At 57.5% G+C, this 11,940-nt stretch carries 8 protein-coding genes and 1 tRNA gene; 6 read left to right on the top strand and 3 right to left on the bottom strand.

The genetic code is table 11. The annotated features are described in order from the left end of the window. Positions 1-61: 61 nt before the first annotated feature. The 3 genes from QXU97_02370 to thrS all read right to left on the bottom strand — a co-directional run bounded on the left by QXU97_02370 (position 62) and on the right by thrS (position 3,571). A complete protein-coding gene (locus tag QXU97_02370) occupies positions 62-814 on the bottom strand; it encodes a metallophosphoesterase (GenBank protein MEM4035447.1) in 753 nt (250 codons plus the stop codon). A gap of 91 nt (positions 815-905) precedes the next feature. Next, the gene (locus QXU97_02375) at positions 906-1,649 is read right to left on the bottom strand and encodes a TatD family hydrolase (protein MEM4035448.1); all 744 of its coding nucleotides are present in this window, start codon (positions 1,647-1,649) and stop codon (positions 906-908) included. Beyond that, complete coding sequence (gene thrS / locus QXU97_02380) at positions 1,646-3,571, bottom strand: threonine--tRNA ligase (protein ID MEM4035449.1); 1,926 nt, start codon at positions 3,569-3,571, stop codon at positions 1,646-1,648. The genes QXU97_02375 and thrS overlap by 4 nt, the downstream gene beginning before the upstream one ends. A gap of 97 nt (positions 3,572-3,668) precedes the next feature. Here thrS and QXU97_02385 point away from each other — a divergent pair, with 97 nt between their 5' ends. From QXU97_02385 to QXU97_02410, 6 genes are all read left to right on the top strand, one after another. After that, a complete protein-coding gene (locus QXU97_02385) occupies positions 3,669-4,361 on the top strand; it encodes a diphthine--ammonia ligase (GenBank protein MEM4035450.1) in 693 nt (230 codons plus the stop codon). Between the two features lie 60 nt (positions 4,362-4,421). Further along, positions 4,422-4,865 (top strand): adenosylmethionine decarboxylase, encoded by a 444-nt coding sequence (gene speD, locus QXU97_02390; GenBank protein ID MEM4035451.1) that lies wholly within the window; start codon positions 4,422-4,424, stop codon positions 4,863-4,865. Between the two features lie 142 nt (positions 4,866-5,007). Further along, on the top strand, positions 5,008-8,046 hold the full coding sequence (gene ileS / locus QXU97_02395) for an isoleucine--tRNA ligase (protein ID MEM4035452.1): 3,039 nt from the start codon (positions 5,008-5,010) through the stop codon (positions 8,044-8,046). Next, positions 8,037-8,111: transfer RNA gene (locus tag QXU97_02400), tRNA-Glu, on the top strand. The genes ileS and QXU97_02400 overlap by 10 nt, the downstream gene beginning before the upstream one ends. 188 nt (positions 8,112-8,299) lie before the next feature. Then, positions 8,300-8,548, top strand: coding sequence for a DNA-directed RNA polymerase subunit H (locus QXU97_02405; GenBank protein MEM4035453.1), 249 nt, complete (start codon positions 8,300-8,302; stop codon positions 8,546-8,548). Further along, positions 8,535-11,939 carry a DNA-directed RNA polymerase subunit B gene (locus tag QXU97_02410; GenBank protein MEM4035454.1) on the top strand — a complete coding sequence of 1,135 codons (3,405 nt, stop codon included), beginning with the start codon at positions 8,535-8,537 and terminating at the stop codon, positions 11,937-11,939. Before QXU97_02405 ends, QXU97_02410 begins: the two co-directional genes overlap by 14 nt. Position 11,940 lies beyond the last annotated feature (1 nt).

Genomic DNA, 11,940 nt, shown 5'->3' on the forward strand with positions numbered 1-11,940 from the left:
TGGCACGCTCCTCTCCGCCTACTGCTCTACGCCTCTCCGGCCTAGGTACGCGCGCTGGCGCTTAATTTTCCCCCTCCTCGAGCTGTTCCAGTGTGGTTTGACGCCTCAGGACTATTTCCCGGACCCCGCCTATGGCGGGGAAAGAGACGTTGTAGACCACCGCTTTGCCGATCCGAGCCACGGGCACTTTGCCCTTGTGGGCGTGCCCGTGGACCACGATATCGACCTCTCCGTCCGATATGACCTTTTCTGCGGCTCTCGACCCCATCTGGGGCCACGCCCATCTGGCTTCACCTATCAGGGTCTTGGTGGTAGGGGGATAGTGAAAGAGAACCACCCTGAAAGTCCCCACCCTCCGAGGTGCTAGAGAGAAGTCCCTCAACATCTCTAGCCTCTTGCTATAGACCTCCGCCAGCCACGGCGCGTTCCTCGACTGCCAGTTCGTGAGCTCGTCCAGTATTCCGGTGGAACCCAGAACATCGAGCCTCAATCCACCAAGCTCTACCGAAGCCACTTCGTCGTCGAGCCACAAGACGCTGGGCGTCGCGGCTCTGATCGCTTCTCTCGTCTCAACGAAGTCGTCATTGCCGAATACTCCGACGATCTTGGTCGCGGACTTGCATTCGCGAAGCACCCTCTCCACGAGCTCTGCTGCCTCCGCTCTTCCACGATCTACGATATCCCCGGCTATCATCAAAACGAAGCTCCTCCTAGAATCGCACACCTCCAATAGAGCGTCCCGCCATATCGCTAAGTAGCGCGGTGAGTGTATATCGGATGTAGCTACGATCAGGGGCTCTTCTCTTAAGCTCAAGCGCCTCGCTCCTCTCCCGGTCTCGAACTTCCTCCGCCGATTGTAGGCCGAGTGGATTTAAGTGCGCAGAGCGCCGAGAACCTCGGGCCCCCTATCCGAAGAGCCTCCTCGCGTTCCGCCTGACCGCATCAACTAGCGTCGCCTCGTCTTCGCCCCGTAATTCGGCTAGGAGGCTCACGAGGTCTGGTATCATGGTTGTGCTCAGCCTCGCGCCTCTGTACTCGTAGGGCCCATCGCTCTCGGTGAGGATTTTATCGAGTGGCACTGCCTTGGCAACTGCTCTGTGTCTCTCCTGAAGCCTCGCCGCTACGTTGATCGAGAAGTAGAATCCTCGCTCGACCGCTCTCTCTAGTAGATCGATAGGCCCCGTGTACCAGTGGAACACCGCCCTCTCGATCTCCGACCTCTCCAGGAACTCCAGGACCTCACGCCAAGCTCCGGCCGCGTGTACGTTGAGGACCGCGCCTAGCTCCTCAGCCAACTCCACCAACTCCGCGAAGACCCTTCTCTGCCTCTCGAGAGTCTCCGGGACGAACTTTGTGTCCAGCCCTACCTCTCCAATGCACGAGACCCCGAGGTCTTCCGCCAGTTCTTTAACGGCTTTAACCTCGCTGAGGCTCACATCGGAAACTCTCCACGGGTGCACCCCAACGCATGGTAGGACGAAGGGTCTCTCCTCTTTTAACTCCACGCTCCTCCTCGAGCTCTCCAGGTCCTCCCCAACGGAGACTATCAGGAGCGGCGAGAGCTCTTCTATTTTTCTCCAGTCCTCCTCTGTGTACTCGATTGCATGGGTGTGCGCATCTACGATGCCGGTCAAAGTACGGACCTTCACGGCATGACTCCTCGCGTGGCACGCTTCGTCTCCTCTATGATCATTGAGGCTAACTCTTCCGGCGTCGCCTCGAATCTCTCCTCTCTAGGCGCGTAGCGCCTTCTCTCGTCCACACCGTACCTTATCCTGGTCACCGACAGAGTCCTACTCGAGACCTCACGTTCTCCTACTACAGCTATCATGGGAACTCGAGAGGACCTAGCGGCCCTAATCCTCGCGCTCAGCCTCCCCTCGGAGAAGACCTCTGCCCTCACCCGCCTTGCTTTGAGCTCCTCGGCCACATGCTTAGCGTAGGAGAGCTGCTCTTCGTTTTCTTCCTCCACGGGCAATATGGCTACCTGGAGCGGCGCGACCCATAGCGGCACTCTGCCAGCGTAATATTCTAACAGTATCCCGGCGAACCTCTCTATAGTACCTATCAGGGCTCTGTGTATCATTACCATGTAGCGCTCGCCCCCGCTCGCGTCCGTGTAGGTGAGGCCGAATCTTCTGGGCAGATTGAAGTCCAACTGTATCGTACCGCACTGCCACTCTCGCTCAAGAGAATCGCGGAGAACCACGTCGATCTTCGGTCCGTAGAATGCCGCCCCGCCAAGGTCGATCGAGAAGCTGGCTCCTCTGGCTTTGAGCGCAGCCTCGAGGGCTCTCTCGGCCTCTCTCCAAAGCTCCTCGTCTCCTAGGTACTTCGAGAGACTCGAGGGATCTCTGAGGCTCAGCTTGAAGAAGTACTCCGTCACTCCGAAGGCCTCGTAGACCTCCTGGAGCAGGTCGAGGACGCGCTCTACCTCCTCCTCGATCTGATCTTCGCGAGCGAAGATGTGGGCATCGTCTTGAGTCATGCCTCTGACCCTGACCAGGCCGTGGAGGGTCCCTCCCCGCTCGAATCTGTAGACCGTCCCCAGCTCGAAGTAGCGCAGAGGCAGATCTTTGTAGCTCCACCTCTTCCTTTTGACTATGGCTATGTGGAGCGGACAGTTCATCGGTTTGACCACGTGAGTTCTGCCTTCGTGCTCGAAGACGAACATGTTCTCGCGGAAGAGCTCCAGGTGACCGCTGACCTTATAGAGGTCGGCCGCGACTACGTGTGGCGTCACCACGGGCTGATAGCCTCTGAGCATGTGTAGTCTGTAGAGGTACTCTTCGATGGTCCTCCTCATGGTCGCCCCGGCCGGAGCCCATAGCACGAGCCCAGCTCCTACCGATTGCTCGAAGACGCAGAGGTCCATTCTGCGGACCAGCTCCACGTGATCGCGCGCTCTGATCTCCTCGAGGCGCTGCTCGTACAGCTTCTCGTCTGCGGCGCTAGGGTAACCCGTGAGGTGCACTCTCTCCATGATAATGCCCGTCGCCTCGCCGAGCCAATGCACTCTGCTGACATTGGACGCCGTTACGACGGAGTTGGGGTAGCTCGCGCGCCCATCGATGAGCTCTTCCGAGAAGCCGACCGACTCGCCACAGCGCACTAAGGTGAGCAGAGGGCCTGTCGCCTCTCGCGCCCTCTTATAGAGGAAGGGTTCTCCGGCTTGCTTCAACCTCTCCAGGACTTCCTCTTTCGGTATCACCTGGAAGAGAGCCTCGCCCGAGGAGAGAATCGAGCGCGTCTCTTCTGCTATCTTGTCGGCGACGCTCTTGTCTAGGTTAGCGTCGTACGCAAAGAAATCTATTCTGCTCTCTTCACCGACTACGCTGACTCCCCCCAACAAGGAGCGCGGGAGCACTCTCTTCGTGGCCAGCGAGGCGACCTGACCCAATATCTCGAGGAAGACCCTCCTCCCGACACCCTCTCCGTGATATAAGGCGCGGCTCGTCGCGGCGGAGGGCTCGACCAGCCTATACACTTTGAGGCCCTTCTCCTCGACCACGTAGGCTACAGGTGATCCTAGTTCGCCGCTCGGGCTCGCCTCGGCTCCGCCGTCCCGCACTCATCCTCACCGTTTAGCCGGACCAGCGCGCTAGCTAAATAAGAGCTTCATCGCAGTTTTTATTTGCGTCAGTTGATGTGCTGGAGCGCCCGCGGAAATGGCCTTTGTCCTGTTCACTGGAGGCAAGGACAGCACGTACGCGCTGCACGTGGCTCACGCGAGCGGATACGAGATAACGGGGCTCTGCTGCGTGGTGCCGGCCTCGCGCGACTCCATTCTCTTCCACTACACCGAGCCGCGACTCTTCCAACTTCTTGGCCGCGCGTACTCGATGCGCGTTTGCTTGGTCGAGGGGGTCCGCGACGACCTACCCTCGTTAAAGGAGGCGTTGCGCGAGTGCGCGAGAGAGCTCGGGGGAGAATACGTCGTCGCGGGGGCACTGCGCTCGAGCTACCAATTGATGAAGTTCTCTCAAGCGGCTCTCGCGATAGGGCTGAAAATCAAGGCTCCTCTGTGGCTCAGAGGAGGCGGAGGATACCTGAGAGAGCTCATCGAGTGCGGCGTGAGATTCATTATAACCAAGATCTCGACCGCGGGCATGCCGGCCCGATTGCTGGGAACACCAGTGGACTTGAAGACCGCCGAGGAAATAGAGTCACTCTCAGAGAGATGGGGCTTCGATCCCAGCTTCGAGGGAGGAGAAGCCGAGACGCTAGTTCTCAGTGCTCCTCTCATGCGGGCCAAGCTAAACGTGAGGGGATATGCGGTGGCGTGGGGCGAGAGAGGAGAGTTCATAATTGAGGAGGCCTGGCTCGAAGAGAAAAAGGCGGGCAAAGGGGCTCAAGTTTAAATACCGACGCTACTGCCGTCGAGATACTAGGTAAATCCCTCTCGGAGGAATTAGCTCGGAGTGGCCGAGGCCCAGAGCTCTAGTGGAGAAGGCACGACTAAAGAGGAGGATAATAACGGCGTAATCGGGAAGCACTTATACGGAAACTTTTACGGGATAAATAGCGAGCTGCTAGGCGACAAAGATTTCCTCGAGAGATTAATGCTCGAGGCGGCGGAGCTCACGGGAGCTAAGGTGGTAGAGCATCACGCGTGGTCCTTCGGCGGTAAGAAGGGAGGAGTCAGTGTACTCGTTTTGGTCACCGAGAGCCATTTGGCTCTCCACACATGGGTAGAGTATGGTTACGCTACCGTGGACATATACACCTGCGGAGCCCACACGGACCCGCTAAGAGGATTCAATCTCCTATTGGAGAGATTGAAGCCTAGAAGATACATTGCTCGCTACGTGGAACGCAGCAGCCGCGAAGAAATCTTCCTCTCGGAGCGCGAGATAGCCCGTTAAAATAAACTACCAGTTTTTATACTATGCTTGCGGATTTCGCCACTTTTCGAATAATACCTCAAATTAGAAACCTAATAAGCTCTCTTCACGGAGTACCACAGGCGGCCCCCATCGTAGCCGGCGATTCCGCGGGGAGAATAACATGAGGCTCTCCTGGCAGCCTGGAGCAAGCTACGACCCCTCGGCAATCGAGAGAGAAGTGAAAGACTTCTGGAGGAGGATAAGCCTCTACGAGAAGCTCAAATACAAGGGCAGAGGACCGAAGTTTTACTTCCTCGATGGGCCCCCCTACGCTTCGGCCAAGAGCATACACCTCGGAACAGTCTGGAACAAGGTCATCAAAGACGCCGTGCTTAGGTACAAGAGGATGAGAGGATTCGACGTCTGGAACAAGCCCGGCTACGACACGCACGGCCTCCCGATAGAAGTGCTCGTCGAGAGGAGTCTGAAGCTCAAATCGAAGAAGGAAATCGAGGAGCGGGTCGGAATAGAGAACTTCGTGAAGCTGTGTAGAAGCCTCGTTGACGAGAACATCGCCTACATGACGAGGCAGTTCGAGGACATAGGATCCTCGTTCGATTGGGAAAACCCCTACGTAACGTACAGAAACGAGTACATAGAGAGCGGCTGGTGGCTCATAAAGAAAGCGTGGGAGAGAGGCCTCCTGAGTCGCGAGTTGAGAGTGGTGCACTGGTGCCCACGATGCGAGACCACGCTCGCGGACTACGAGGTCTCAGAATACGCGGAGCTCGAGGATCCCTCGGTCTACGTCAAGCTGAAAGTGCGCGGTACATCGAAATCGAACGAGTACTTAGTAGTATGGACGACCACTCCCTGGACTCTGCCGGCCAACGCCTTCGTGATGGCTAGCCCACATCTCGACTACGCGCGCGTGCGAGTCGGAGACGAGATCCTGATCTTGGCGGAGAAGAGAGTCGAAGAAGTGATGAAGGAAATCGGAGTCCCCTACGAGGTTATTGAGAGGTTCCCGGGTACCTCGCTCGAAGGCTTCAGCTACGAGCACCCACTGGAAGACGTCGTCGACGCGCAGCAACTCCTCAAGCCTTACCACGTCGTGGTCATGGCCGCAGAGGCGGTATCGGCCCACGAGGGCACGGGCTTGGTGCACGCCGCTCCCGGCCACGGCGACGTGGACTTCGAAGTGGCCTCGAGGCTGAATATACCGGTCGTCTCGCTAGTCGACGAGAGAGGGCGCATGAGCGAGGACGCCGGGATTTTCCGGGGAATGCACTTCCGAGAGGAGGCCAACGACAAGATACTCGAGGAGCTCAAAAGACGCGGCGCACTTCTCCACGCATCGAAGATCAGACACAGGTACCCCATTTGTTGGAGGTGCAAGAGCCCTCTACTCTTGCGCGCTTCGACGCAATGGGTGATTCGCGTCACCGCCATCAAGGACAGGCTCCTGGAGGAGGCCAGGAAGATCCGGTGGATCCCCGAATGGGCCAGGAGCAGATTCGAGAACCTCTTAGCTGAGCTGCGGGATTGGGTGATCAGTAGGCAGAGGTATTGGGGCATCCCGCTTCCAATATGGGTGTGCGAGAGATGCGGTCAAATCGCGGTGGTTGGGAGCAGGAGAGAGCTCGAGGAGCTAGGAGGAGAAGCGCCGAGCGACCTCCACAGGCCGTGGATAGACCGGGTCTCACTCACCTGCAGCGTTTGCGGAGGCCGAATGAAGCGTACCCCCGACGTGGCGGATGTGTGGTTCGATAGCGGCATAGCATTTTTCGCTAGCCTGGGCGAACCCCCCGGCGGAGAGACGTGGAGGGGGCTCGCTCCGGTCGATTTGGTGATCGAGGGGCACGACCAAGTAAGAGGATGGTTCTTCAGCCTTCTCAGGAGCGGGCTGTTAGCTCTGGACGCCGCGCCCTACTCGGCGGTGCTGGTGCATGGCTTCCTCCTCGACGAGCAAGGGCGTGAGATGCACAAGAGTTTGGGCAATTACGTCGAGTTCGAGGAACTGGTAACCAAGTACCCCAGAGACGCTATACGCCTCTGGCTCCTCCAGAGCACTCTGTGGGAGGACCTGAGGTTTTCGTATAGATCGCTCGAGCAGGCGAGACGTGATCTGACGGTGGCTTGGAACGTGTTCAACTTCGCCGCCACGTACATGTCGCTGGACGGCTTCGACCCCGAGGTCCATACGCTCAAGGAGCTCAGGCAACACATGAAAGTCGAGGATCTCTGGTTGCTCTCGAGATACGCCAGACTCTTTCGAAGATACATCGAGAATATGGAGGCCTACGAGTTGCACGCGGCTGTGAGGGAGCTGAGGAGATTCATAGTCGAAGACCTGAGCCATTGGTATGTAAGGATCATCAGGCGGAGGGTGTGGACCGAGGGGGAGTCCAAGGACAAGTTCGCCGCCTACGCCGCGCTTTACACTGTCCTGAAAGGCTGGCTCCTGATGGCCGCACCATTCCTGCCATTTATGACCGAGTACCTCTATCAACACTTCGTCAGACCCTTCGTTTCAAATTCCAAGGAATCGATACACTTGGAGAGACTCGAGGAGGCACCGGGGGAGTACGTGAACGAGGAGCTCGAGAAGTCCGCGGAGATAGTGAGAGCGATGGTCGAGGACGTCCTCGCCCTGAGAGCGAGGGCCGGACTGAAGCTCCGCCAGCCTATATCCAGAGTCGTAGTAGCCCCCAAGACCGACGAGGCTCGCAGCGCCGTCCACCTAATGAGCGATATTCTTCGAGAGCTCGCGAACGCTAAGGAGCTCGCCATGGTGAGTCTCGAAGAGCTGAGAATCTTGGAGTCCTCCGGCGGATACGTCGCGTGCTCTAGTGCGAGCTACGAATTGGCAATCGACGCGAGACTCTCACTCGATCTGCTCTATGAGGGTCTAGCGAAGGAGCTTGTGAGGCGAGTCCAGCATACGCGCAAGCAGCTAGCTCTCAACGTAGAAGAGTACATAGAGTTATGGGTAGAAGGTGACGAAGAGCTGCTCGAAGCAGCCAAAAGATGGGAACGCTATGTGAAAGAGGAGACGAGAGCCGTGAGCTTGACGTATGGAGGTCGCCCCCCCGACGGCGCTCACGTCGTCGAGTGGGACATCGATGGCAAGCGCCTCCTCATAGGAGTTAAGAGAAGAGGGGCGACTTCGCAATCTTTTAAATCGCCCGAGACCGCAGGAGAGACCGAGCCGCGGTAGTATAGCCCGGCCAAGTATGCGGGCCTCTCGAGCCCGTGACCCGGGTTCAAATCCCGGCCGCGGCACTAGCTCTGCGCGGGCCCTCCTCTCACGAGGAAGTCCGTGGCCCCGCCTCTTCTCCGAGTATCAGCGTTTTCGAGAGCTACCCTCGCGAGAAGGCGGGACTAAAGCTTTTAATCGGTAAACGGAGGCGAGCTTAAAGCCTCGAACGGCGACGTTTTCGCGAAGTGAGAGCAGGAAGGGTAGGAGCGTCATGCCTTCAGGCTCGAAGTTTAACGTGCTAGACCACAGGCTCGTCCCTAAGCACGAGCGCGTGCCTCTCCATGAGGTCCCCCGAGTGTTGAGAGAATTGGGGGTTGAGCCGACTCAGCTCCCTCTCATAAAAGCGAGCGACCCGGCGGCCCGCGCCGTCGGGGCCAGGCCGGGCGAGTTGGTCAAGATCGTGAGGAGAGGAACGACGGGAGGTCCCATAGTGGTATATAGATTCGTTGTGGTGGGGTGAGAGCTTCGTGGCCAGCGCCGCTCCCGACCTCATTGACGACAACGACAGGTGGATCCTCGCTCGCAGCTTCATTGAGGAATACGGGCTCGCCAGGCAGCACCTGGACTCCTATAACAGATTCGTTGACGCAATGCTCCAAGAGATAATCGATGAGCATGCGGAGATAGAGACCGAGATACCCGGAGTAAAGTTCAAGCTCGGGAAAATTGAGGTCCTGAGGCCAGTCGTGCGCGAGATCGACGGATCCGAGACGGAGATAACACCCTTCGAGGCGAGGACGAGGAATCTGACTTACGCCGCTCCCATGTACCTCGAGATAACCCTCGTGGAGAACGGCGTGGAGACCTCGAAGGAGAGGGTCTACATTGGCGACCTCCCGATCATGGTGAAGTCTAAGCTTGACCCGACCAGCAATTTCGGGCCCGACGAGCTGATCGCGATCAACGAGGATCCGGAGGACCCAGGCGGGTACTTCATAGTGAACGGGAGCGAGAGGGTAATCGTGGCCCAGGAGGACATGGTAGCCAACAGGGTCCTTGTCGATGAAGGCAAACCGGGAACCAACGTGTTGCATACCGCGAAGGTGGTATCGAGCACGGGCTCGCAGAGGACCCCCGTCATTGTAGACAGGTACCGAGATGGCACTCTCCACGTGAGCTTCGGCGGAGTTCCCACGAAGGTGCCCTTCGTCGTGTTAATGCGAGCGCTCGGAGTCGTCAAGGATAGAGACATCGCGCTCATGGTCTCGTTCGACCCCGAAAAGCACAACTTACTCCTCCCCAGCTTCGAGGCGGCTCGAGCCATAGCAACGCAGGAGGACGCCCTCGATTACATTGGGTCCAAGGTGGTCATCGGTCAGCCGAGAGAGGTCAGAATCGAGAGGGCCAAAAACGTAGTGGACAAATATCTCTTCCCGCACTTGGGGACAAAACCCGCCAGCAGACACGTCAAGGCTCTATTCTTAGCTCAGATGGTGGATAGGCTCTTAGACCTCGCGCTGGGTAGGAGAGAGCCCGACGACAGAGACCACTACGCTAATAAGAGGTTGAAGTTGGCTGGCGAGCTCCTCGCTACGTTGTTCCGAGTAGCGTTCAGGCAATTTGTGAGAGACATGAAGTATCAGACCGAGAAAGTGATGGCGAGAAATAGAAGGATCAGGGTATCGTCTGTCGTGAGGCCTGACGTGATAACCGAGAGGCTGAAGCACGCTCTGGCCACGGGCAATTGGGTCGGCGGGAGAACCGGAGTGAGTCAGCTCCTAGACAGGACAAACTGGATGAGTATGCTTAGTCATCTTAGACGCGTTGTGTCCCCTCTCAGTAGAGCGCAGCCTCACTTCAAGGCCAGAGACCTCCACGGGACTCAATGGGGCAGAATGTGTCCCTTCGAGACCCCGGAGGGCCCGAACTGCGGGCTCGTCAAGAACCTCGCGCTCCTCGTGAATATAACTGTGGGGGTAAATGAGAAGGCCCTAGAATCGAGGCTCTACAAGCAGGGCGTCATCCCGGTACAGGAGGCCTTAGATAAACATCTGAGCGGGGAGCTCGACCTATCGAGCTATTATAAGGTCTTCCTCAACGGCAGGCTGATCGGCTACGTGGAGGACGGCGAGAGTCTCGCTCAGAAGTTGAGAGAGCTGAGGAGGAGAGGAGCAATATCTCATGAGGTCAACGTGGCCGTCTATACCACGGATTACGTGCGCGAGGTCTACGTCAACGCCGACGCAGGAAGAATACAGAGGCCCCTCCTAATAGTTAAGAACGGTAAGCCCCTCGTGACGAAGAGCGACATCGAGAGTCTAGTGAAGGGGGAGAAGAAGTTCTCGGATCTCGTCAGAGAGGGTAAGATAGAGTTCGTGGACGCCGAAGAGGAAGAGAACATCTACGTAGCGGTGAAGCTAGAAGATCTGCTCGAGGACTCGAGCTACACGCACCTGGAGCTCTGGCCCGCCTCGATTTTAGGCGTGACCGCTCAGACTATACCCTACGCCGAGCACAATCAGTCTCCGCGCAATGTTTACCAAGCCACCATGGCCAAGCAGGCTCTGGGGTTCTATGCCGCGAACTTCCCAGTTAGAACGGACTCGAGAGCCCATCTCCTCTGCTATCCTGAAAAGCCTCTCGTTCAAACCAAAGCCCTCGACGTTATAGGCTACAACAGCAGACCCTCTGGGCAGAACGCTATCGTTGCGGTGATGAGCTTTACAGGTTACAACATAGAAGACGCGCTTATCTTTAATAAATCAAGCATAGATAGAGGCTTCATGAGGTCTATATTCTTCAGGCTATACGTGGCTGAAGAGAGAAAGTATCCGGGAGGCCAGGAGGACCGTATCGAGATCCCTGAGCCGGGTGTGCGAGGCTATAGAGGACTCGAGTACTATAGGAAGCTCGACCCCGATGGCATAATATCGCCGGAGGTCGAGGTCTCCGGAGGAGACGCGCTGGTTGGTAAGACCAGCCCGCCGCGATTCTTCGAGGAGTTCCGCGAGGCCGGCTTCGGTGCTACGGCGAGGAGGGACGCCTCGGTGTGCTTGAGGCATGGCGAGAAGGGAGTCGTCGACGCGGTGCTCATAACCGAGACGCAAGAGGGAGACAAACTCGTCAAGGTGAGAGTGAGAGATTACAGGATCCCGGAGATAGGAGATAAGTTCGCGTCGAGGCACGGACAGAAGGGCGTGATCGGAATGGTCTTTGCTCAATATGATATGCCCTACACCGAGGAGGGCATAGTCCCCGACATCATCATCAATCCCCACGCTTTCCCCTCTCGAATGACGCTCGGTCAGCTCCTCGAAGCGATATCAGGCAAGCTCGCGGCTATCCAGGGGAGGACGATAGATGCTAGCCCCTTCTCTAAAGAGCCCATCGAGGAGATCAAAATGAAGCTCCTGAGCAGAGGCTATTCCCCAGACGGTCGCGAATTGATGTACGATGGGAGAACCGGCGAGCTCTTGGGTCAGCCCGTCTTGATAGGCGTGGTGTACTATCAGAGGCTACACCACATGGTGGCGGACAAGTTCCACGCGAGAGCGCGCGGACCGGTCCAGCTGCTCACGAGGCAGCCCACCGAGGGCAGAGCGAGAGAGGGCGGCCTGCGCTTCGGAGAGATGGAGAGAGACGCGTTGGTCGGTCACGGGACAGCCATGGTTCTCAAGGAGAGACTCCTCGACAACAGCGACAGAACCATTGTCTACGTTTGCGTTAAATGCGGGCTGATTGGGTGGTACGATAGGAACAAAAATAGACCCTATTGTCCGATCCACGAGGACAAAGGCGAACTATACCCGGTCGAGATGTCTTACGCATTCAAATTGCTTCTGCAGGAGCTAATGAGCATGGGAATAGCTCCAAGGCTGGAGCTTGTTGACCCGTACGAGAGAGGTGCCTGAA

It is taken from the genome of Fervidicoccaceae archaeon (assembly GCA_038878695.1).
Taxonomy (GTDB): Archaea; Thermoproteota; Thermoprotei_A; order Sulfolobales; family Fervidicoccaceae; genus JAVZVD01.